The organism is Armatimonadota bacterium (genome assembly GCA_013359125.1).
Classification (GTDB): domain Bacteria; phylum Armatimonadota; class Fimbriimonadia; order Fimbriimonadales; family GBS-DC; genus JABWCR01.
In genome coordinates this window covers 129,226-151,554 of the sequence record JABWCR010000004.1, presented here as the reverse complement: position 1 = coordinate 151,554, position 22,329 = coordinate 129,226, and the positions used below count along the sequence as shown (strand labels likewise).

General features: G+C 56.8%; 18 protein-coding genes. 8 read left to right on the top strand and 10 right to left on the bottom strand.

Features of this window, described 5'->3' with window-relative positions:
• Positions 1-8 precede the first annotated feature (8 nt).
• From fliE to HUU60_03685, 6 genes are all read right to left on the bottom strand, one after another.
• The gene (gene fliE, locus HUU60_03710) at positions 9-296 is read right to left on the bottom strand and encodes a flagellar hook-basal body complex protein FliE (protein ID NUL81815.1); all 288 of its coding nucleotides are present in this window, start codon (positions 294-296) and stop codon (positions 9-11) included.
• 3 nt (positions 297-299) lie between these two features.
• On the bottom strand, positions 300-695 hold the full coding sequence (flgC, locus tag HUU60_03705; GenBank protein NUL81814.1) for a flagellar basal body rod protein FlgC: 396 nt from the start codon (positions 693-695) through the stop codon (positions 300-302).
• Between the two features lie 11 nt (positions 696-706).
• The gene (flgB, locus tag HUU60_03700; GenBank protein ID NUL81813.1) at positions 707-1,111 is read right to left on the bottom strand and encodes a flagellar basal body rod protein FlgB; all 405 of its coding nucleotides are present in this window, start codon (positions 1,109-1,111) and stop codon (positions 707-709) included.
• A gap of 70 nt (positions 1,112-1,181) precedes the next feature.
• Positions 1,182-3,023 (bottom strand): hypothetical protein, encoded by a 1,842-nt coding sequence (locus tag HUU60_03695; GenBank protein NUL81812.1) that lies wholly within the window; start codon positions 3,021-3,023, stop codon positions 1,182-1,184.
• The gene (locus tag HUU60_03690; GenBank protein NUL81811.1) at positions 3,020-4,819 is read right to left on the bottom strand and encodes a hypothetical protein; all 1,800 of its coding nucleotides are present in this window, start codon (positions 4,817-4,819) and stop codon (positions 3,020-3,022) included. The genes HUU60_03695 and HUU60_03690 overlap by 4 nt, the downstream gene beginning before the upstream one ends.
• 18 nt (positions 4,820-4,837) lie before the next feature.
• Positions 4,838-6,145, bottom strand: a complete 1,308-nt coding sequence (locus tag HUU60_03685; GenBank protein NUL81810.1) for an N-acetylmuramoyl-L-alanine amidase — start codon at positions 6,143-6,145, stop codon at positions 4,838-4,840.
• A gap of 63 nt (positions 6,146-6,208) precedes the next feature.
• Between HUU60_03685 and HUU60_03680 the strand changes: the two genes are divergently transcribed.
• The 6 genes from HUU60_03680 (at position 6,209) to HUU60_03655 (ending at position 15,094) form a co-directional block, all read left to right on the top strand.
• Positions 6,209-7,255, top strand: coding sequence for a serine hydrolase (locus HUU60_03680; protein NUL81809.1), 1,047 nt, complete (start codon positions 6,209-6,211; stop codon positions 7,253-7,255).
• A gap of 123 nt (positions 7,256-7,378) precedes the next feature.
• Complete coding sequence (locus tag HUU60_03675; protein NUL81808.1) at positions 7,379-7,942, top strand: CHRD domain-containing protein; 564 nt, start codon at positions 7,379-7,381, stop codon at positions 7,940-7,942.
• An 88-nt stretch (positions 7,943-8,030) separates the two neighbouring features.
• Positions 8,031-8,843 (top strand): phytanoyl-CoA dioxygenase family protein, encoded by an 813-nt coding sequence (locus HUU60_03670; GenBank protein NUL81807.1) that lies wholly within the window; start codon positions 8,031-8,033, stop codon positions 8,841-8,843.
• A 20-nt stretch (positions 8,844-8,863) separates the two neighbouring features.
• Positions 8,864-9,997 carry a hypothetical protein gene (locus HUU60_03665; GenBank protein NUL81806.1) on the top strand — a complete coding sequence of 378 codons (1,134 nt, stop codon included), beginning with the start codon at positions 8,864-8,866 and terminating at the stop codon, positions 9,995-9,997.
• A gap of 118 nt (positions 9,998-10,115) precedes the next feature.
• The gene (locus HUU60_03660) at positions 10,116-10,970 is read left to right on the top strand and encodes a PEP-CTERM sorting domain-containing protein (protein NUL81805.1); all 855 of its coding nucleotides are present in this window, start codon (positions 10,116-10,118) and stop codon (positions 10,968-10,970) included.
• Positions 10,971-11,065: 95 nt separating this feature from the next.
• Positions 11,066-15,094, top strand: a complete 4,029-nt coding sequence (locus HUU60_03655; protein ID NUL81804.1) for a hypothetical protein — start codon at positions 11,066-11,068, stop codon at positions 15,092-15,094.
• A 32-nt stretch (positions 15,095-15,126) separates the two neighbouring features.
• Here the strand turns inward: HUU60_03655 and HUU60_03650 are convergent, their stop codons facing one another.
• A complete protein-coding gene (locus HUU60_03650) occupies positions 15,127-16,209 on the bottom strand; it encodes a hypothetical protein (protein NUL81803.1) in 1,083 nt (360 codons plus the stop codon).
• 184 nt (positions 16,210-16,393) lie between these two features.
• Here HUU60_03650 and HUU60_03645 point away from each other — a divergent pair, with 184 nt between their 5' ends.
• Complete coding sequence (locus HUU60_03645; GenBank protein NUL81802.1) at positions 16,394-17,224, top strand: hypothetical protein; 831 nt, start codon at positions 16,394-16,396, stop codon at positions 17,222-17,224.
• Here HUU60_03645 and HUU60_03640 read toward each other — a convergent pair.
• The 3 genes from HUU60_03640 to HUU60_03630 form a co-directional block, all read right to left on the bottom strand.
• On the bottom strand, positions 17,221-17,904 hold the full coding sequence (locus tag HUU60_03640) for a hypothetical protein (GenBank protein ID NUL81801.1): 684 nt from the start codon (positions 17,902-17,904) through the stop codon (positions 17,221-17,223). The genes HUU60_03645 and HUU60_03640 overlap by 4 nt on opposite strands.
• Positions 17,905-18,122: 218 nt before the next feature.
• Positions 18,123-19,661 (bottom strand): hypothetical protein, encoded by a 1,539-nt coding sequence (locus HUU60_03635; GenBank protein ID NUL81800.1) that lies wholly within the window; start codon positions 19,659-19,661, stop codon positions 18,123-18,125.
• Between the two features lie 75 nt (positions 19,662-19,736).
• Positions 19,737-21,170, bottom strand: a complete 1,434-nt coding sequence (locus HUU60_03630; GenBank protein NUL81799.1) for a hypothetical protein — start codon at positions 21,168-21,170, stop codon at positions 19,737-19,739.
• A gap of 206 nt (positions 21,171-21,376) precedes the next feature.
• Between HUU60_03630 and HUU60_03625 the strand changes: the two genes are divergently transcribed.
• Positions 21,377-22,312 carry a PEP-CTERM sorting domain-containing protein gene (locus HUU60_03625; protein NUL81798.1) on the top strand — a complete coding sequence of 312 codons (936 nt, stop codon included), beginning with the start codon at positions 21,377-21,379 and terminating at the stop codon, positions 22,310-22,312.
• Positions 22,313-22,329 lie beyond the last annotated feature (17 nt).

Sequence of the window (22,329 nt, the reverse complement as noted above, 5' to 3'; positions counted from 1 at the left end):
TTCTAACCTTACACCTGCATCCTCATGACTTCCTGATAGGCCTCTAGAACTTTGTTGCGAGCGTGCAGAGTCAGCTGAAACGCAATCCCCGCGCGCTCCATCGCGATCAGTAGCGCGTGCTCGTCGATCGGTTCGCCCTGAGCGTATCTTTGCGCCATCTCGCCAGCCGCCATCTGCAAGTCGTTCACGTCGTTGATGTAGTTGCTAAACATCTCGCCAAAGCTCTGTTCAGGCTTCGGCGGCGTCTCGACAATCTGTACTGGGGGTATCGCGACTGGCTTCGGATCAATTCTCATCGTTTAGCCTGCCCTTCCGATGTCTAAAGCTCGCATGGCCATGCCTTTTGCCGCATTGAACGCTGTTATGTTCGCTTCGTAAGACCGGCTGGCGGTGATCAGATCGACCATCTCTTTGACGATCTCGACGTTGGGCATTTGCACCATGCCTCTGGCGTCGGCGTGAGGGTGAGAGGGGTCGTGGATTTCTTTGAGCGGCGCAGGGTCTTGGGCGACATTGGCCACTCGCACGCCGCCGTCCGCCATTGCCTCCAATACGGCCAGTTTCCGCCTATAGGCTCCGCCCTGGGGCGTTCGGGTTGTGCCAGCGTTGGAAATGTTATCCGCGATCAAGTCCATTCTCATTCGCTCGGCGGTGAGCGCGGACGAACTAACCTTCATCGAACCGAGTAGGCTCATCGATTCCCTCCTTATCGTCCGCCCGTGATAGCCGACGCAAGCCCTCGGAACTGCCGTCCGGCGACTTGGGTCAACGTGGCGTAGCGGACCTCGTTCTCGGCCAGCATGGCCATTTCGAGGTCTGGATCGACGGTATTGCCGTCCAGGCGCATGGTCGTCATAGCGGCCTGTGCGGGCGACGGGCCATGCGCGGGCAAGACGGCGATATGGCGCGGATTGTCGGCCTTTATGGGTAAAAGGGCTTTGTTGAGCGCAGTCTCGAACTGAACGTCCTGACGCTTGTAGCTGGGCGTGTTGACGTTGGCGATATTGCCTGCCAAGGCTCGATGCCTGGCGGCCGCTCGGTCAAGTCCGTTCGAAACGCTATTGAGCGTGGGCGTATCCCAGAATGTTCGTCTTACTGAATTGTCCGGCATTGTTACGCTCCGATGAGCGCGTCCGTGCCGAGTTGATTGGCCAATCCTTTGGCCGTCCCAATGTCGGGTCTCAGATAGGATTATCGGCGGGGGATGCCTCTTTCTTAGGCGGTTTGCGCGGACGGTTGAATTGGTGGTGCTGGTCCACATGGACCCCTTTGTGATAGATAGATATTGTGTAGGTCTGGGTGTCGACCTCCGAAGCGACCGAGCCGCCTGGAATCTCCATTTGAGACATGTGCCTTTCCAGTTCTTCCTTGTTCGGGAATGTGATCGAACTGTTTTCCCAGTCCAATCGGTAACCCCTGTGGCTCTGTTTGAGCACGACCAATCGGGATTCGACGACTTCTGCTTCAGCCGATTCGTCCGGTCTAAAGAAGCCAAAACCAGCGTCGTCCGGTTGGGCGGCTTTCTCGAACAGGGCTTGCTGCGCCGGAGTCAGTTGCGACCATTTCAATCCGCCTTCCTCGTGCGCTTTTTGGCGTTGAACAGCGGTCAGTTCTGCCCACAATCGCAAGATGGGTAAGGACATCTCGCTCAGGCTGTCGACTTGGTGCCAGGTTACTATGCCCTGATAGCTGATCAATCCGCGATACTGTCGGTCCGTCAGCGGCTTGACGAAGTCGGCCATCTGGTCCAGTTCCAACCCTCCCTGCTCTGCCGCGATCTTCTCGAAAGGTTTGATCAGTCGTTCGGGAATATCGTGAAGATGCAGTATGGGCGCGTCGATGCGGCGTCCTAAAAGGAGGTTATCGTCAACCCTCACGAATCGTCCCATGTTTCGCAGCGCCTGTGCCATGTGGCGCCAATGCTCGATAGAGCCTAAGTGTCGGCTCCAATCGTTGATCGAGCTTCGGTACGAGTCCATCACCAGTTCGATCTTGTGCGCCTTGGCCATATCGAAGAGAGCCATGACGTCGGGAGCCCTTGGAACGGCTCGACGAGCGTTAAACCGGTTGACCTCTTTCGGCGGCAGTTCGCCGTCCAGAGCCTTATCGTCTAATGTCATCGCCCATTTATCAACGGCGGCGCCGTAAGGCGACTTGCTCAGCCACTCGCCCATATTGTGCATGTCGAGCCCGCCGCCCAACTCGTTGTGCCTCATAGAGGCCGAGTTATCGGTCATGACGACCAAGGGGCAATGAATCGTGCTCGTATCGAGGTCGTATCGCACGAACGAACGCAGTTCGATGGCGGCGCCCAGACTCTCGCCGGGCATCAGATCGTCGCCCATGATAGCGGCGATCGCTGCCATCGTGGCTTTATCGAGCTTCAAGTCGGCCGCGCTGGTCGATGAAGCCGTAATCCGATCGCCTCTCCAAAAACGCTCCCAGTGTTGGGGGGCAAACATGGCGAACAGACGGCCGGGCAGGTATCCCTGCGAAATTTTGGTTTGCAGCCGAGCGCCCTCTTCATGTTCTTTCCAATCGTACGGTTCGCCTTCGACCCTTTGCGCCAAGTTCTGCCTATACGCCATTATTTTCGTCAATGCCTCGTTGACATCTGTCTTAGCGGCCTCGATCGCGTCCAGAATCGCTTTTTCCGCTCTCTCGCGGCGCAATCGGACAAAGGCATCTACCGTCCTGCGTTCCAAATCAGCCGCTGCGGGCGATTGCATCAGCGTATAGCCGTCGTCCGTCTTGTTCCAAGCGCAGTTGGAGACATCAGCTACTATGTTCATCAAGTACCAAGCAGGCCGTTGGTTGACCAGTACGGCGACTTTGCGATCCTCCAGATGCTTGGCGACGCGAATCTGCAGGCCGGTCGTCTCCGTCATCGATTTGCAGAAGTCGCTGAGCGGCCAGAACATCTCCTCGGCTGTTATCGTCTTGGAAAGTCTTGAGTCGGTCTTCAAGTCGACCTGGGCTTGTGCAACGGCGAGCAAGAGGACTAGAATTGGAATGAGTTTCATGGCTTCGCCTTCTCTTTTTGTGGCCGCTCGATCGAATAGACGTACTTTGCAGTTCCATCTTGGTGCAAAATTTCTAGCGTCCAAGATATGACTTTAATCGGTAATTTCGGTCGAGGGTCGTTCTCTTCGTTAGGATCGCCTTGCGGGATCGTGGCCATCCCGCTGACGGTTTGAGGTTCAAAGCCTTGGTACTCATCGCGCAATGCTTTTATCATTGGCTCTGTAGAAGTTCTCGCCACCGGCAAGATTTGAATGTCTAGCGCCTGCAATATGCCCTCGCTGCCGCCAAGCGCGGCGCGATTGAAGTTGGCTTGTTGAACCGGAGTCATTTGTGACTTTCGAAGCCCTTCCTCTGACTTGGCTCGATCCTTTTGGAACTCAGTCAAAAGCGCCCATAGTCGGAGGGCAGGCCACATGTCTTGCGGTATCTCACCCAGGCGGTGCCACGAAGCGATGAATGTGTCAGCGCTCAATGAGGAATACTGGATTTTTGAGAGCGGTTGGGCAAAGTTGGCCAACTGGTCGAGCTCTAGCCCCTTTGTTTCGGCGACGATCGCTTCATACGGGGAGATCTGGCGTTCCGCGATTTCATATCTGCCAAGCACAGGCGCATCGATGCGACGACCAACGATCGCCTTCCCCTCGATTCTCAGTACGCGGCCGCTAATAAGGAAGGACTCTGCAAGTTCCTTCAGCGTACCTTGGCGCACTAAGAGCTTCGGCCAGAAAGTCAGCCTTGCGCGAAAGGCATCCATCACATACTCGAACCCGTTGTCTTTTAGACAATCAAGCATTTGCGCATGGTCCGGTTTCTCGATGAGGTCGTCTCCCGAATCGATACGACGCAGGTCGAGAGCGAGATCCCAACTACTGGACTGCTTTTCGACAGCCCAATTCCCCACCGACTTGGCGTAAACCGAGGTCTTTACTGCGGCGCTGAACCGATCTGAGTCCAAATGGTCTGACAGGCCATATAAGAATCGAAAGCTTCCCCCATCTACATTTAGCTCGACCGGGAAACGCACTGTGTGAAGTTCTGGATCATAGACCAAGTCGGCCTTGCCTCCCAGAATGTCGGTTCGCGGTTCGTCGTGGCTATGGGGCAAGTTTCGCATGGCGCCAACCGCGGCTAGAAAGTCGCTGCCGAGTTTGATGTCTGCTTCGCCGTCGGATGATGCCTTGAGCGGGTCGCCATCCCAAAATCTGCCCCAGTGCTCTTTGGACATGGCTCCAAACAGCAGGCCTGGAATAATTGCTCGTTGAAATTCGGATTCTAAGTTCGCTATCTCTTTGCTGATAGAAGCCGCAATGTCGCGGTCGTGCCTTGCTTCCTCGTACCTATCTCTTAGATCGACCAATCGAGCGATCTTCTTATTCAGGTCGGCGTTGCGACTGGCTAGAGCCGAGTTGATAGCGTCTTCCAATCCCTGCTTTCGAGCCTTCTCAAACGCATCTACCGTCCTGCGTTCCAAATCAGCCGCCGCAGGGGTCTGCATCAGCGTATAGCCGTCGTCCGTCTTGTTCCAAACGCAGTTGGAGACCTCGGCCGCTTTCTCCATCAAATACCAAGCAGGCCGATCGTTGACCAAGACGGCGACTTTGCGAGCCTCCAGATGCTTGGCGACTCGAATCTGCAGGCCGGTCGTCTCCGTCATCGATTTGCAGAAGTCGCTGAGCGGCCAGAACATCTCTTCGGCTGTTATCGTCTTGGAAAGTCTTGAGTCGGTCTTCAAGTCGACCTGGGCTTGTGCAACGGCGAGCAAGACCATTATCAGGCCAATGCCAAATGCTCTCATTTTGAGCCTCCTGCAAGACTAAAAAGGACCGATAATCCGTACCGCATCTGCAATCACAACCCCCGGCTTTGTGCCGTTTGCTTTCAAATAGACGCTGCCGCCGCCTGCATCCAGTCGCACTCTGCCGATTAGGTTCCACCGCCCGCCATTCGTCGTCTGGTCCAGCGATTTGCGCAGCACGCCGTCCGAATGGACGATCTCGTAGGGTGCCGAAGCGGTTCGGTTGGATCCGGCCGTCCACCAAGCGTATACGTCGTACCAACCGTCGATCGGCGCGTTCAGCCGCCAGCGGGCAATCGCGGTCGAGCCTCTCGACACGGGTATCCATCGGTAGTCCTGGGCGTAACGATCGTTGCCGATCTCGCTTGTTCGCCACTGTCCGTGAAACGTCGCATCGACATGTCGATTGTCGTAATGCTTTTCCCAAGGAACCACAAGAATATTGTAGGTTGCGACAGGACCGAACCATGTGATCCCGTCCCTCACCAATTGGTAGCTCTCGCTGTATTGGCCGTACTCCCTGGGGCCGGTCAACACGAACGAAAAGTCGCCGACAGCGTTGACCGCCGTCAGGGCATCGACTCCCGTCGCACGGTTGTAAGAGACCCAATCGCCTTGAGTAAAGAACGGGCTGATGCGGTCTCGCGGGTTGGCCGTGCCCAATCGCGCATGGCTCGACCCGGTCGGGGTCCAATCGGTCGCGCCGCTGTTTAGCATTCTAATGGTCGCCACGATCCGTTCGCCCGGTCGAATCTGAATGGGATATTGCGCCGAATGGTACAGGGCTTCCAATTGCACTAACTGCATATAGTACGACCAGTTCCAGTAAGGTCCGGGATCGGAGTGGGTCGCTCCGGGCACCTCGTTGTGTCCGATGATGTAAACACGGTTGCGCGGAATGTCCTGACGGCGGCAGATGTCGCGAACGAGCGCGGCTGACGACTGATACATCGCGGTCGTGAACCATTGCGGTTGATCGACCCAGCCCTCGTGCTCGATCCCGACCGACCAAGTGTTGTAGTTCCAGTTGCCCGCGTGCCAGCCAATGTCCTTCTCGCGCACCATCTGCGTAATCTCGCCGTCGCTGGAGCGAATGACATAGTGGGCTGAAACCCGAGAGGCCGGATTCTGAAACCAGCTGATCGCGCCGTTGTAGGAACCCTGGGTTACGTGGATCACAATGTAATCGACAGGATACGTCGCCGGGCGATTCGATGCCGTTTGATTGCCGCTGTTGGCCGGAATCCAGCGCGCGCCCGGATAGTCGGTATTTTGTGCGACGGCAGTCATTGTAACCAAGCACGCCACCAGCGCAGTTCGTTTCATATGCGTGTTCCCGTTCAGATTATACGACAGGAACGGAGCAAGTCCTGTCGAACTTCGCCGCGAATGAGCAGCCCCGAAGTCTTAAGAGATCTTGTTGACGATTCCATAGAATCTAAAGTTTTCTCCGCCGCTGCCTGCGCTCTGGTAACGCCGACCGGGGCAAAAGTAAAGATAGTTAGAGGGCTTTCTGATCCCGATAGGAACGAACAGGCGACCTCGACGTCTCTGTTCGACCTGGCCTCGCTCACCAAGCCCATTGCGACCGGATCCCTGTTGGTGAAAGCGTTGGAATTGGGCCTAATCAGCCTAGCGGAGAAGGCAACGAAGTGGATACCGGACGCCCAGTATCTCAAAGATGTTACGGTCAGCCATTTGATCGGCCATGTCAGCGGCTTGCCCTCCTGGAAGGCGCTCTACCAAACTCCCGACAAAAGCGCGATCGAGCAAATCGCGGCGACGCCTCTCAAACGACCGTCCGGCACGGAGTACGAATATAGCGACTTGGGCTACATCTTGCTGGGCGAAATCTTGGCGCAAGTTTATGGCCAAAGCCTGGATGAGGCTGCGAAAAAGTACATCTTTGCACCGCTCAAGTTGAACTCAACCACCTATCGACCAAACGAAGCTCAACAGAAACGGGCGGTCGTTACCGGGCACAGCCGAAGCCGGCCCGAAAGCACCTTGAAAGGCCAAGTCCACGACGAAAACGCCTGGTGGATGGGCGGCGTCGCCGGCCATGCCGGCCTCTTTTCGACTATCGACGATCTAATGACCTATGTTCGTTGCCTGTTGAACGAGGGTCAGGGTCTCTTTAGCCCGCAGGCCACAGAGCGATTTTTGTCGCCGCACGTGCGTCTTGACGGCCAATTGGGTTGGCACTGCCTTGGGTGGTTTGCCGAGCCCAACGAGATGCTGCCTCGGGGCGACCTCTTTTCGCGCCAGGTCGTTGGGCATTCAGGATTCACCGGTACGGCCATCGTCATCGATCGAACTCGGAAGTCGGCGGTTATAGTCTTGACCAATCACGTTCTCTACACCCCCGAAAAAGCGGAGTGGCTCATCGTTCGCAGAAAGATGATAAACGTTCTGGCCGCCATGCAGGAACTTTAGCCGCGAAAGCGAATGTTTAGGGAATGAAGGCAAGGATCGCCTTTCGTTTGGGTAAACTTGCTTCAGCGGCGAGGGCGAAGAATCCTTGTCGAAAGACTCCATCTTAAGCAAAGGAGGATGAGTATGCGGTTCAATTGTAAGCTGCTTGTTGCAGCGGCTTTGGTCGCCGGTTCGCTCACTATGGGCGCGCCCAAGGCTGAGGCCATGATCCATCACTTTCAGGCTGCTCTAACAGGCTTCCAGGAAGTGCCGCCGCGCAATACCAATGCGTTCGGCGCCGCCACAATGTTCTATGATGACTCCAATCAGACGTTCACCTTGATCGTTGACGTTTGGGGCATTCAGTTGCCCGGCGGCCAGCTGAACATGAACTTCCTTCGAGGCGCGCATCACCATGTTGCGCCCGCAGGTTCCAACGGCCCAATCGTGTTCGACACGGGCGCCCCCGGTACCTGGACGGAGAGCCCGCCCGGCGTCATTCACTACACAGTGTCGGGCGCTAGCATGACCAATCCGATCGCTAGCGAGGCTGCGTTGATGGCTGGTAATCTGTACTTCAACGTTCACACCAACGTGTTCCCTGGCGGAGAGATTCGCGGCCAGTGGTGCATGGTGCCAGAGCCGGCATCGATGATCGCTCTGGTTGGCGGACTGGGCGCCTTGGCGCTCCGACGACGCCGAAACTAAGTCCTTAGAACAGTCAAGGTCAAAGGCTGGCAGTCTGCTTTATTGGCTGCCGGCCTTTTTTTCTTAGCAGGATTCTTATCGCTTTCAGGTGAACATCTATCGTGTGAACCTGAACGAACCTTTCCTGGTCGCTTCCGAAGTTGTCGAAGAGTATCGGGATACCGGTCGAGCGGTGATTCGAGGGCTGCTTAACCCCGACGCGCTGCAGCCTTATCGCGACGCCATTGCGAACACCCTCGCTATTGCAGCCGAAGAGCGCCACATTCAACCCGGCATTGGCGGCGAGCAGCGCCGGTTCGTGCAAATCACAAACCTCTGGCAATTGAACGCACCATGCAGGGAGTTCGTATTCGCAAAACGGTTTGCCTCCATCGCGGCCCAGCTCATGGGCGCGCCGTCCGTTCGCCTTTACCACGACCAGGCGCTGTTCAAGGAACCGGGCGGTAAAAACACCCCGTGGCACCAAGACCAGCACTATTGGCCGCTGGACACCGACAACACGATCACGATGTGGATGGCGCTCTGTCCCGTAACGGCCGAAATGGGCGCCATGAGTTTTGCCGATGGCTCTCACAAAGAAGGTTTCCTGGGCCACCGAGCGATCTCCGACGAAAACCATGTCGAATTCGAAAAGATGGTGGCCGAGCGCGGCTGGCCGACAACGCAATACGAGCTTCAACCGGGCGATGCGACCTTTCACTCCGGCCTGACGCTGCACATGGCCGGTCCCAATCGCAGCAGTTACATGCGAGAGGCCATGACCGTCATCTACTACCCCGACGGCACCCGGATTATGGAACCGGACAGCCCGCATCGCCAAGCCGATCTGCAAGCGTTTCATCCGGGACAGCAACCGGGCGAACCGGCTGCCAGTCCACTGAATCCAATACTCTTTCCTTGACCTGGAGGTATTATTTAGCCATGCTAAACAAATCGATTCTCGTTTCGTGCGCGGCCCTGCTTGTCGGTACGGCGTTCGCGCAGCGCTTTGCAGTAACTAATCTCGGCAATCTCGGCACGGGCACGACCGAGGCGTACGCGTTGAACGATAGCGGCATCGTCGTCGGACGGTCTAACATCGGCGGGTCGGCGATCGAGGCCTTTGTGTGGCAAAACGGCACGATGACCGGGCTTGGCTTCTTGGGCGGCAACCGCAGCGAGGCTTACGACATCAACTCGCTGGGCGTTATCGTCGGCTACTCGAACAATGCATCCGGCCTTCCGACAGGATTCCGGTATGAAAACGGCAACATGGCTCCAATCCCGACTCTTGGCGGTCAGCGCAGCTACGGGTGGGCGATCAACGCATCGGGGCTCATCGCCGGAGCGGCCCAGTTGTCCAACAGCCAGTATCGCGCCTATAGATATGACGGCTCCTCAATGACCGCAATACCGTCGCTAGGCGGAAACTTGGGCTGGGCGTATGGGATAAACGACTCGGGCCGAGTGGTAGGATACTCTACCAATGCATCGAACGAACAAAAGCCTTTCGTGTACGAGTTCGGAATCGCAAACGAGTTGCCATTGCTCGGCGGCAGCATAGGCCGCGCCTATTCCATCAACAACGAGGGCGTTATCGTAGGCTATGCGAACAACCACCTGAACCAAAACCGCGCCTGCCGATGGCGGTTTGGTCTGTCCGAGGACCTGGGCGCCTTGAGCGGAACGGTCTCTCAAGCCTATTCTATCAACGATGCAGAATGGATCGTCGGCTTCTATCGAAGCGGCGGTGTCGATCGGGCCTTCCTCTATTCAGGGGTGATGCAGGACCTGAACGACTTAGTAACGGCCGACTTTTTGGGCGTGTTTCAAGAAGCCAGGGACATCAACAACGACAACCAGATCGTGGCGAACGGCAACGGCATCGGCTATCTGCTGACCCCTGTGCCCGATTCAGACGTTAACTTTGACGGCTGTGTGGACGATATCGATCTGGCAATCGTCCTGGAAGAGTTTGGCCAAACCGGCCGCCGCAATGCCGACCTCAACCGCGACGGCGTGGTGGACGACTCCGACCTGGCTATGGTCTTAGAAGGCTTTGGCATGGGGTGCTGAACGGCTTTTTGAGAATTTGTAGCACAATTTCAGCCTCAAAATAGGCCAAACGGCGTATGCGGCAAGAGGCCTCCCATCGATAAACTGAACATACATTCAGTCGAAATGGGAGGTCAAAATGCCGAACAAGTACATCTTTTTGACGGTAGCGGCCATGGTGGCGGTCGCGCTGCCGGTCCACGGCCAAACCGTCTTGGCCGGCTCTGGCGATCACGCCGCGGTGCTCAGCGTCGTCAATCAGTACAGAACCCTGCTGGGACCGCTCAACGCCAACACGCCTGGCGTGGGCAATCCAAACGGTAGAAGAGAAATCAACTGGGACGCGGTGGGCGATGCCTTCTCGGATCCTAACCTCTTCCCCGGCAACTTTCTCAACGCGCCGGTCGCGCCCCGCGCCCGCGGCGCCGAGTTCACAACGCCTGGCTCTGGGTTTCTCTTGAGCGCGGACGACAGCAACCCGACCAATACCCCGGTCGAGTACGCTCGGATCAACGCTTCTTATCCGAACGAGTTCGCCGTGTTCAGCCAGCAAAGGCTGTTCACCGCGCTCGACAGCGTCATTACCGACGTGCGCTTCTTCGTAGCCGGTACCAACTTCCCGGCGACGGTTACGGGGTTTGGCGCCGTGTTTACCGACATCGACCTGCCCGACAGCACAAAGATGGAGTATTACGACGCCAACAACAGTCTGATCTACTCCATCTTCGTTCCTGCGGGCGTTAATCCTCACGAAAGTTTCTCCTTTGCCGGAGTCAAGTTCGCCGATCGGATCGTCTCCCGCGTTCGAATCTTCAGCGGAAACGCTGCAATGGGTTTGAACAGCGGCCCTAACGACGATCCGCTGAACGGACACGATGTCGTCGTCATGGACGACTTTATTTATGGCGAACCCGTGCCCGAGCCCGCCTCGATGGCCGTCTTGGGCGGCGGTTTGATCGCATTGGCGGTGCGCTCGCGACGGCGCAAGCAGTAAACTCGCCATCCCCTCGCTCTTGCATCGGGCGAGGGGTTTCTTCAATCGGCTTAAATCTGTTGTACAATCTATGAAACGAACCGGGAGGGCTCGACATGAAACTCTCGATATGCATACTACTCTCTCTCTACTTTCTGCCCGCCTATAGCCAACAAATGGCCTCGGCTGACTTCAACGGCGACGGGATTCAAGACGTTGCTTTCGTTCATGGCGCATCCGTTCGCGTTCAATTGGGGAACCCGGGCGCGATCTTCCCGCACTTAGGCGGCGGCAGCGATCCGTTCTTGCCGCACACGGTCGACACTGCCCTGCCGTTTGCGCCGGAGCTCGTTGCATCGGGCGACTTTGACGCCGACGGAAGGACGGACATTGTCTGCGGAAAGGGATCGGAGTTGTTGTGGTTGTCCGGCAATGGTGGAGGAGCCTTCGCGATCTCACAGAGGAGTCTGTTGTCGGGCACGATCACGGCTTTAGCCTCCGGCGATGCGAACCGCCGCGACAGTTTGGCTGACCTGCTGATCGGAATCGACTTAGGCCAGTCCTTTGAACTTTATGTCTATGAAGGGCCCGAAGGCGCGATGAGAGCGATTGCAGAGAGAGTCCGAGCTCCGGGAAGAATTAACGCAATCGCGCCTGCTCAGTTTGACGACAAACCCTGGATCGATATCGCCTGCGCGACCGATGAGGGGCTGTTCGTCGTCTTTGGCCGGGATCGGATGCTTTCGCACGGAGGAAAGTCGGGCGTATTGCCTGCCCAAAGCAAACTTGTCCTAAACATGCCGCTGACAGCGATGGCTCCAGGGCGCTTTGCCAACGGCGGAGATTATCAAATCGCGACCGTTTCGGTTACAGGCGATGTTCGGGTAGTCGAGCCCGACGGATCGATCGCCGCTAAAGGCCGAGTTCCCTTCTCTGGCGACCGGTCGATCGCTTTTCGCGCACGGATCACCGCGAACGAGTATGACGACCTTGTAGTTTGCAATTTTGAGACAGGAGAGATCGTCGTCGCTCGCGCAGACGATGGGAAGGTCGTCATTGAGGACGTTCTTTTTGAGCTTGGCCTGCGCGCGGCCTTGCCGATGCGCCTGAATCCGACCGCGTTCACCGATATCGCAGGGTTGACATCTACTGGCGTGGCGGCCCTATCGATGGGTATGCGAACGATGGCGACGTTTACGGTCAACCTTCTGCTGGACTTGCCGGACGGCGATATAACCGACGGCATTTGCGATACGGGCAATGCCACGTCAGGATTCACCGGCGTCTGCACACTCCGGGCGGCCATCATGCAGATCAATGCGCTAGCCGGTTCGCACGCGATTAACTTTGCCGTAACGGGCGGCCTTACGTACGAACCGTTTACCAACTTGCCGGATATTGTTAGGCCGGTTTTCATAGACGGTTCGACTCAACCTGGCGGCGAGAACACGCCCATTATCGAGATCGATGGACACTTTGTATCGGGCTTGGGGAACGGCCTCACGGTACCTTCCGACAGCGTTGTCCGCGGCCTGATCATAACCAATTTCAACCGCACCGGGCTTACTCTGAGCGGCTCGCACTCTTTTGTGGAGGGCAACTACGTTGGCATAGACCGATTCGGTTCGGGCGCTAAGGGCAATGGCCGTGCGACTGAAGGCTTGGGCGGCATCGTTGTGCTGGGTTCGAACAATGTTATCGGCGGATTGGCCGGAGCCGCTCGCAACGTGATCGCCGACAACGGCAACGCGGGAGTCATGCTGGACGGCGGCTTCAGAACGGTCGAGAATAACCGAGTGCAAGGCAACTATCTGGGTTTGGATGCTACGGGCATGGTATCGAACCCAGACGGCGTCCCTGGCAACGCCGATGATCTGGGCAACACCATCGGGGTCGTTATCGTCGGGGCGACGGCAAGAAACAACACGGTTGGCGGGCTGGCCGAAGGGGCTCGAAACGTTGTTGCGGGCAGCGAGTTCAACAGCGTGCGAATCTTGAACGGCGCCAGCAACCTTGTGCAGGGCAACTTATTGGGCAGCAATCGAGACGAATCGCAGCGGATGGGCGCCGGGTTCTCCGGCGTGTTTATGGCCGATGCCTTGAACAACACCCTAGGAGGCACAGTCCCAGCTGCTCGAAATTTGGTCGTCGGCAACGGCGTGCACGGCGTCTTCATCCAAGGCTTTGGACCGGCGACGGGCAACCAGATTCAGGGCAACCATATCGGCACCAACGCGGATGGATCGTTCTTGGGCCGTAATATCGGAAACGGAGTTCGCTTGGAGCATGCTGCAAACAACATTGTGGGCGGCACGGTCGAAGGCGCAATGAATGTGATCGGAATGAATGCGCATGGGGTTGAGATTACGGGCAATCGCGCCTCGGGCAATCGGGTTGAGGGCAATCGCATCGGAGTGGTGGCCGATGGAATCAACGGCGCGCCCAATACGGGGAATGCGATCCAGATCACCAATGCGCCCAACAACATCATCGGCGGTAACGGCGCAGATGCCAGAAACATCCTTAGCAATAATTTTGGACATGGCGTTGCGATCAACGGCGCTCAGGCGACGGGAAACCAGATATTGGGCAACTATATCGGCGTGGCGATCGATGGGCAGACGCGCTTGGCCAACTTGAGCGGGGTAGTCATTACAGGCGCGCCTAATAACTTTATTGGCGCATCGACGAACGATCCGGGAACGCCGCCTGGCAATGTCGTCTCGGGCAATCAGCAGTACGGCGTCTTGATTACAGGCAACGGCGCCGGATTCAACCAAGTTGCGGGCAACGTCGTTGGGACGGGCGCGAACGGCGTCGATTCCCGGCCCAACGGATTTGACGGTATTGCCATCATTAACGCGCCGGACAGTCTGGTTTCGCCCGGACAGACCGGCGAGCGCAACATCATTGCCAATAATGGTCGGTCAGGCGTACTGATCGAAGGCGCGCAGGCGCTTCGCAACAAGATCATGGGCAATTACATCGGCTTGAACAAGGCCGGCGACCCGGCTCCAAACGCCACGAACGGCATCTTTCTCAAGGATAGCCGAGCGTCTGAAATTGGAGGAGCAGGCGTTACGGGACGCAATATCGTCTCTAACCATTCGGGCATCGGGGTATTGATCACGGGCGGCGGCGGCCATGTGGTTCGAAACAATCACATTGGCGTCAACATTTCTGGCAATGCCGCAATGCCTAATCTTGTCGGCGTTCGCATCGACAACTCCTCTGGCAATTCGGTCGGGGTCGCGCAGTTTGATGGCGGCAACGTGATTAGTGGAAACACGCTCGACGGTATTGAGATTACGGGCGACATTGAAGGAATCCAGAACTCTGGAGGCAATGCCGTGGTTCTGAACAGCATTGGCACCGACATCACGGGCACGATGGACCTGGGAAACGGCCTCAACGGCGTTCGATTCCGTGGCATAAGCGAGTACAACACAGTCGGCGGCGTATTTTCGACGCACTGGAACCGCATTGCTTTCAACAACCGCAACGGCGTAACCAGACCGCTGAACAATCGCATCAACGGCATCATTGGCAATCGCATTTACAACAACGACGACCTCGGCATCGACGTTGGCGACGATGGCGTTACGCCCAACGACGATCCGCCGGAAGACAACATCGTCAACTTCCCTGTCGTTCTTTCCGCGATTTTCACAGGCACGGATACAGTCATTTCCGGCAGGTTGACTGCGCTGCCTGAAACAGGGTATGCGATCTACTTTTATTCGAACGTGCAGTGCGACCCCGGCAACCACGGCGAAGGACGACAGCCTCTGGCAATTTTAGAAGATCTGACCGACGCGAACGGCATCCTCAGCTTCAGTGTGGATGTCGATCCGGGCTTGGCGCCGGTTGGCTCGCTCATAACGACGACCGCGAGTCGACGCCATTTTCTCCCGGTCAACTTCCTGTTCTTCGAGACATCGGAGTTCAGCCGTTGCACGCCCGTGATCATTCGGATCCCCGGCGATGTGAACTTGGACGGATGCGTGGACGACGTTGATCTCGCATTGGTGCTGACCGCATTTGGTCAGACCGGTTCGGGACTGCCAGAAGACCTGAACAACGACGGCGCAGTGGACGACACCGATCTTGCGCTCGTGCTTGAGAACTTTGGCTTGGGCTGTTAGTTCGTTCGACCGCCCGCCTATCCTGTATCCGCTCAGCATCCGCTGCCGAAGTTTATTAGCACGATGGCGAGGTCGGTGTCGTCCACTATGCCGTCCAGGTTAACGTCCGCGTCGCGGTTTCCGGCCTGGCCAAAGTCCCCCAGCACGATCGCCAAGTCAACGTCGTCCACGCAGCCATCGCGGTTTACGTCGGCTCTGGGGTCTCCCGGCAAGAGTTGGCGGTTGCCGGCATTGTCCCGAGCAAGACTATAGAACGCATAAACGTGGCCGGACGCTGCGACAAACTCTGCTTGCGTTTCCGTCGTGTCTTGAAGCCACGGCTCAAAAGGTCCGCCGATCGTGTCCGGACGCTTAACGGACATACGGATCCGTTGACCGTCGGTGGCTCGCCACATCTTGATTTCGCCTCGCAGACAGTCGAAGCACGCGCCATGGATGGTTGCCAACGCAAGTCCGTCTGGCGAGACGGCCAGAGAAGTGATAGGGGAACCGGCAGCGATCGTCCGAACAATGGCGCCCGTCTCCGTTGCGATCCATCGCAACCTGCCATAGGCGTTGAAACCGTCCCACTGGCTCGACGCGACTACGAGCTCGCCGCCAGACAAGGTAAAGGCAAGCTGTACGACGATGTCGAGGTTCGATATCGATCGAACGATCGAACCGTCGGAGACGTTCCAAACGATGACCCGGCCGCTATAGTCGCCCGAGGCCAAATGAACACCATTGGGCGAGAACGTTACACAGGCGACTCCCGCGTTGTGCTGCGTAAACATCCTACTGAGACTTCCGTCCGAGACGCGCCAGATTCGGACGGTGTTGTCATCGGCCGAGGTGGCCAGCAGTTGGCCGTCCGGCGAGAAGGCGACGGAGCGAACTTCGCCCGAATGTCCGCTGAGGTTGTGCAGAGTTGTGCCGTCCTCCACTCGCCACAGATGTGCGGTTCTGTCCGCACTGGCGGTAGCCAAGAGGGCGCCGTCGGGCGAGAAAGCGATCGCATTGATGTCTTGGGACTGGAATCCTTCCCAAACGATGGGCGGCAGGCCCTGAGCAAGAACCGCGCCTGCAAAGCACAGGCTAAAGTGCAACACGACTGCGAGCCTCAAAAATCGCAACATTGTCTGGCCTCCAGATGCCGTCTCAAAGACTTATCTCGGCTCTATTCGTCTAATTGTATCTCAGTTCAGATGCGGCGGTCGCGAACTTCGGCAAAACCGACTGTACAATATAGTGAATGTAGGCGGCGCGTGGATGTAGCAAAATAGACAATGGGTTTATGCTTCGCCCATTCAGGAGGAACCGGTGAAGATTTCCGCGACTTTAGCAATAGCGACATTTGCCTTGAGCGCATTGGCGCAAATTCAGACGTTTCCGCAGAACAAAGCGGGCTTCATGGCTGCGGCGGGCAATCCGCCTATGACCATCGACTTTGAGACCCTGCATGGCGTAGACTTGTCAGGCTTGTCGTACAAAGGGGTGCGATTCATCGCGGTGGCGGCGCTCTTGCACGTCGTTCGAGGCAACGACACCTTTACGCCCGGCGGCTTTTCTGGCGTTCGGGACGCGAGCACGAATAGGCTGTTCCCGACTTCTGGCGAGATGGTCGTTTCGCCAGGAGGTCTGGAGCTTGGGCCGGGCTCGAATCCGCCGATCGAGCACGACAGCATGACTATCGAGTTCCGAAACCCAGTGCGAGCGTTTGGATTCGACCATCTTTCGCAATCCGCCGATGGCGTGAGCGGATCCACGATCCGAGTTGTCTCGTCCACCGGCTCACAATTGTTCAACGGCGCTATACCCGTGCACAACGCTGGGGGCGGAGGCGGCGCTCCCGGAGCCGCCGACTTCTGGGGCATCGTGTCGGCAACGGAGAATATCAAGCGCATCGAGATTACGGAGAGCGATGGCAATAACGTTTTCCCCGACTGCAACATTGGGTACGACAGCTTCCACTTCTTCCCAATCGTGCCAGACGGCGATACGAACAGCGATGGCTGCGTGGACGACCAGGACTTAGCGCTGGTCTTAGAAGCGTTCGGAGGCGTCAATCCCTTTGCCGATGTCAACGAAGACGGCATCGTAGACGACCAAGATCTGGCCATCGTGCTTGAGAACTTTGGCTTGGGCTGTTAGTTCGTTCGACCGCCAGGCGTGCCGGGCAACAGCAAGGACGCTAGCCCTAGGTAGGGGTCTTTGATGTCGAAGCCGAGCGCCTGAGCAAAGATCGTCTCGCGCAGCTGCTCTGGCTTCTGCGCCGCATTTTGCCGGCTTAAGATGAAGTGCACGATCGGCCTTACGTAGCGCACGTTGTTGGAGGAATCCTTGGCGACGACCTGCTCGGCGCTTCCCATCGCTTCCATCTCTGCCCGGCTCTTAGGAATCTTGCTGACATCCAGCGCCATTGGCTTAGATTCGCCATCCGGACTTTCGTACTGTGGAACGCCGAGCGCGGCCAAAAGCGGACTCTCCACGCGCGCCTTTGACATGGAAACCCGCGCTCTCTCCTTGGTTACATCCGCTTCCACAAGCCCTTTGTGGTGGTCGGCCAGATTCTCATCGCTGACGGCAAGCGCAGCTAAAGAAACCTTGATCTCTTTGAGAAAATCATGCGGGGTGTAGATGCCGGGCAATGCGTCGACCACCGTACCGTCCGGACGGCAGACATAGATCACGGTGTTGCCCATCAAGGTGCGCGTTAGCTTCTTGCCGTCTCCAAAATCGATCTCGACCTTGGGCACTGGGCGAACCTCGTTCCATGTCAGCACGAAGTTTTTTTCGAGAAACTCTTGAACTTCTGGGTTTGAGAACAGCACGGCTCTCAGTGTGCGCGCGTTCGTTCAGCAGAACTCATCGTCCCAACGGCCGAAGAGGTCTAAAGCCAAGATCGGTTTGTTTTCGGCCTTCGCGATCTGTATCGCCTTGGGCATGCCTTCATGCCAAGTCAAACCATCCGCGAAGGCGCATGACGACAATGCAATCGCGATTGCGACCCAAGTCTGCCTCATGTGATAATGGACGCCGAAGTTGAGCCTTAGTTACGGTCTGTTTTCTCCTCCAACTCCTTCAGCCGAGCCTGCCAGGCCTTTTCGCGATCGGTCTCTACGGGCGCGATCTCGTCCCATGGTCGAAGGACGCGATAGTTCTCAAATCCCTTGCGAACGGAAGTTACCGTCCACGAGAACTCGTATGCACCTTTGCCGCCGGCCAGTTCGAATACCGTGATGCCGTTGGGACCAATTTCACAGCCAAGGCCCTTGGAACTCCTCGAGTGAGGCGTCAAGTGGACGGTCGAGGTATCGGACGACATCATAGATAGAAAGTGGTCAGGAAGAACAATCGTTGTCTCGCCATTGACCAGCCGGCCCTTGCCACGGACGTACATGGCCGCTTCGGGACCTTCCAGACTCGCATACCAAATGTCGGTTGTCGGGTCGTTCTGATTGGGCTCGACAAAGTTTTTGACGTTCGCAAACACGACGGTGCCGCTCACATTGTCTCGCAATATTCCACCCGCAACGACAGTCTGAGCTGAGTTCAAAACGCCCATCAAGGGGAAGTTGGTAGCGCCGTTCGTGCTAATGTAGTTCATGTGAATTCCATTTGCGTTATAAGTATTGATCCTGCCGACGCCGCCTGGCGCGCCCAAAATGACTTTAGTAGAGAGAGTCTCGTCAACCACATCGATTCTCTCTTGGATAATGGCGGGACCTCTCAAGTCGAGTTTGGCCATCGGGGTCGTTGTGCCGATTCCAACGTCGCCATTCGGCAGTACCGTTACTCTGGCAGTATTGGAGCTCTGAAGAATTAAAGAGTGCGCGGTAGTCGTTCCAAAGAACGCTCCGTCTGCGCCTTCAGAACTGCCTAGCCAAGAAACGAGATCCCTCGTACCGTCGCTGAATCGTGCAACCCCGCCACCGCCCAGAACATCAAACTTGTAAACCGGCGTAGATGTGCCAATGCCTACGTTGCCATTGCCTTTCACGCGCATTCTCTCAGTAAAGGCTTCGCTCGACCCGTACCCGAACGCAATGTCGGCTGCCTGCACGTTCGTGTGAATCTGGAGAAGAGCGCTTTGAACGCCAAAGCCGTAACTATTTCCGCTTTGGCCGTAGAGCGAGATTTTGGCGCCCAGTTGATTGGCAAAGGTCAACGGAAAACCGGGCGTAGACGTGCCAATCCCGACGTTCCCATCCGAATAATGAACCGCAGTACCCGATTTCACCCACGGTTTGTGCGCATACGCTGCATAGGGCACAGCGTTCAGTTTAATGCGCGGCGACAGGACTTGAGCGCCCACTTGAACTTCTAGCCACCGGTCGGACCCATTGAATGCTGTCGTGCCAAAGTCGAGTACGGCTGTAAACAATCCTGCGGCGATCGAGACGTTCTGAACAATATTGCCGCCGATCTGGTCTGCCCCGGCTAGCGAGCCAAAGAGCCGAAAGGTCATCGAGTACTCGCCTGAAGCTGGCAATCCAGCATCGCGCAACGAGCCTTGATAAGTGAAGGGTTGGGAGAAAGCAGCGCAAACGACGATAACCGCGAACAGCGCAACGAGCGTGCAACGCATAGCGATAAACCTCCTGTATAGCCCTTAAGAGCTATCCAGAGTATAGCCTGCTTTTAGCCACAGAGCCCTTGTCTCTTATTGCCTATTCTTGACTTTCCTTAGTCTCTCCTCCCACTCGATTTCGCGCTTAGCGTCGGCAGGCATATACTCGTCCCATCGTTTGACTGGTTCGTAGTTCTCGTGCTTCCGGCGCACGGCCTTTACTTCCCAGTCAAAGTCATAGTTGCCTTGACCGTTGCCGAGTTCGCCTACGACAACTCCATTGAGGCTCTTTTGAACGACGGCCAAGCCTTTAGAGTCCATCGAGAGCGGAGTCAATTGCACGGTCATCCCATTTTCGGACGCTAACGATCGAAAGTGTTGCGGCAAGTCGATGACCGCGCGACCGTTCACCAAACAGGCCGTCCCACGCACATACATAGCGGCTTCGGGGCCTTCTATCGAGACGTACCAGATGTCGGTTTCAGGATCGTCTGGATTGATCTCTCGGAAGCTCTTGCGATCGGCAGCGACGACGCCCTCGCCATTGGTATCGACGTACATGAAGGCTTCGTAGGCCACGTTTCCCGGTCGGACGACGCCTACGAACGGAATGAACCCTGGGCTTGCCTCGACGCTCAAGGTGTCCCATACGGTCAGCCGCCGGTTCGGCGTGCTGGTAAAGATGCCGACGCCGCCGTTCGACGCAAGGGCTACGCTCGTACCACCGATTTCGTTTGCCAAGGTTAGTACATTGCTCGTGGCGGTCGGATATCCGAGCCACCCCTTTCGACCTGCGCCAAAGCTATCGGGATAGAACTGGATGTAACAATGGTCGCTGCCTTCCAAGTTCAAGACGTCCGCATTGCTTTTTACGTGCAACTTGGCTTGAGGGTTCGGCGTACCGACGCCTACAAAGCCTGCGCTTCCGCCTGTCAAGACCAAGGTGCCGCCGTCGTTGTTGAGATGCAGAAATCCGGCCGCGCCGTTGTTGCGCCCCATGATCTCGTTATCGTCGAAGACGACGTTAGTGAGTCCCGTGTTGCCGATCTGTAAGAATCCGCCGCCTGTAAGAGACGCATCGCTGCCACCGCCCAAATGCAATCGATTGGCGGGCGCCGTTTGGCCTATGCCCACGCGATTGCTGGCATCGACAACAACGCCCCTCGTGTTCTGACTGAAGATCGAGTAAGGCGTTGGATTAAGCTTCACTCGCGGCGACAATACCGTTCCGTCGACTACGATCTCTAAGAATCGATCTGGGCCGCTAAATACGGCCGTCGAGTAGGTAAGCTCCACATCCAGCCGTCCGTTGGTAACATTGATCGAGAGGGTCCCCGTCGTTGGAAAGCTCTGTAGCGCGACACCGCCTGTGGCAACGCTGTAGACATGGAACGCCATCTCGAACGATCCATTAGCAGGGAGCCCAAACTTCTGTAGATTAGCCTGAAAGTTGAACGTGCTGTTCTGCGCGCTTGCAAGGCTGATGACTAGACCGACGATCGCCACCACCGACACTCTTGTAAACATCGAGATACCTCCTCCCACAGATATGCAACAGTTTAACACATTTTTTGGCCCTATGGGCCCGCTTCGACGCTGAGCGTTAAAGTTGGCCAGCATTTGGTCGGTATCGAATCAAGCAATATTGCCAGGCCGGAAGCATTCGATGGTAATGTATGATTTAGGAACACGCTTCGAGATTTGAATCAAATCTTACGACGAAAGGAGATCCAATGAAAACCGCTCACATTTTGGCGGCAGGCGCGGCAACCGTCTTGCTGATCACGAGCGCATCCGCTCAGCTTTACTCCAACGACTTTGAGACCGACACGACGGCCAATTGGCAGTTCAACCAATCGCACACCGGCAGCTTTGCCAACTTCTTCTTCGATTACTCGACCGTTGGCATTCCGCAGGCGCCGAGCGGAACGGGCACTCGCGGTTTGAAGATGGAGGCCAACACGCCAGGCACCGGCCTCTTCAGCGGCATGAGCGTATCGCCGCTCGGCGAAAGCTTCACCGGCGATTACGTCCTGACCTTTGATTGCTGGCAGAACTTTAACGGCCCGTTCCCCGGCGGCGGCAGCGGTTCCACTCAGGTTACGCAGGCCGGAATTGGCGCTCCGACCAACCAGGTGCAGTTTCCTGGTTCGACCTATACAGGCCTCGGATTTGGCGGCACAGGCGATGGCGGTTCGGCCACCGATGTGAGAGCCTACAATGGCCCGGGCGCCCCGATCGCTCCGGCTACTGGCGTCTATGCAGCCGGCAACACCGCGGCCGCGGTTAACAACACTCATGCTTATTACGCTGGATTTGGGAATGTGCCTGCCCCAGCTGCCCAACTGACGCTCTTTCCACAGCAGACCGGTAACACCGCGGTCGGGACGTTCGGCATGGCCTGGCACCGATGGAGAATCGAGAAGCTGGGAAACACGGTTACCTGGCAGATAGACGGACTACTGATCGCCACCGTAACCAATCCTTCCTTTGGCGGCGACAACATCTTCTTCGGCCAGTTCGACATCAATGCCACTTCGTCGACCGATCCGAACGCTCGGCACTTGCTCTTTGGGCTTATCGACAACGTAACCGTCGTGCCAGAGCCTTCTTCGATGGCTGTGCTTGCGTTGGGCGGTCTTGCCTTGCTCCGCAAGCGACGAAAGTAGATCAGCGATTGCAAAAA

What these genes read in the sequence shown, in the direction of transcription:
- flgB (NUL81813.1), bottom strand. Translation starts at nt 1,111, where the DNA reads ATGCCGGACAATTCAGTAAGACGAACATTCTGGGATACGCCCACGCTC.
- HUU60_03680 (NUL81809.1), top strand. Translation starts at nt 6,209, where the DNA reads ATGAGCAGCCCCGAAGTCTTAAGAGATCTTGTTGACGATTCCATAGAA.
- fliE (NUL81815.1), bottom strand. Translation starts at nt 296, where the DNA reads ATGAGAATTGATCCGAAGCCAGTCGCGATACCCCCAGTACAGATTGTC.
- HUU60_03690 (NUL81811.1), bottom strand. Translation starts at nt 4,819, where the DNA reads ATGAGAGCATTTGGCATTGGCCTGATAATGGTCTTGCTCGCCGTTGCA.
- flgC (NUL81814.1), bottom strand. Translation starts at nt 695, where the DNA reads ATGAGCCTACTCGGTTCGATGAAGGTTAGTTCGTCCGCGCTCACCGCC.
- HUU60_03625 (NUL81798.1), top strand. Translation starts at nt 21,377, where the DNA reads ATGAAAACCGCTCACATTTTGGCGGCAGGCGCGGCAACCGTCTTGCTG.
- HUU60_03650 (NUL81803.1), bottom strand. Translation starts at nt 16,209, where the DNA reads ATGTTGCGATTTTTGAGGCTCGCAGTCGTGTTGCACTTTAGCCTGTGC.
- HUU60_03695 (NUL81812.1), bottom strand. Translation starts at nt 3,023, where the DNA reads ATGAAACTCATTCCAATTCTAGTCCTCTTGCTCGCCGTTGCACAAGCC.
- HUU60_03685 (NUL81810.1), bottom strand. Translation starts at nt 6,145, where the DNA reads ATGAAACGAACTGCGCTGGTGGCGTGCTTGGTTACAATGACTGCCGTC.
- HUU60_03675 (NUL81808.1), top strand. Translation starts at nt 7,379, where the DNA reads ATGCGGTTCAATTGTAAGCTGCTTGTTGCAGCGGCTTTGGTCGCCGGT.
- HUU60_03665 (NUL81806.1), top strand. Translation starts at nt 8,864, where the DNA reads ATGCTAAACAAATCGATTCTCGTTTCGTGCGCGGCCCTGCTTGTCGGT.
- HUU60_03635 (NUL81800.1), bottom strand. Translation starts at nt 19,661, where the DNA reads ATGCGTTGCACGCTCGTTGCGCTGTTCGCGGTTATCGTCGTTTGCGCT.
- HUU60_03630 (NUL81799.1), bottom strand. Translation starts at nt 21,170, where the DNA reads ATGTTTACAAGAGTGTCGGTGGTGGCGATCGTCGGTCTAGTCATCAGC.
- HUU60_03660 (NUL81805.1), top strand. Translation starts at nt 10,116, where the DNA reads ATGCCGAACAAGTACATCTTTTTGACGGTAGCGGCCATGGTGGCGGTC.
- HUU60_03655 (NUL81804.1), top strand. Translation starts at nt 11,066, where the DNA reads ATGAAACTCTCGATATGCATACTACTCTCTCTCTACTTTCTGCCCGCC.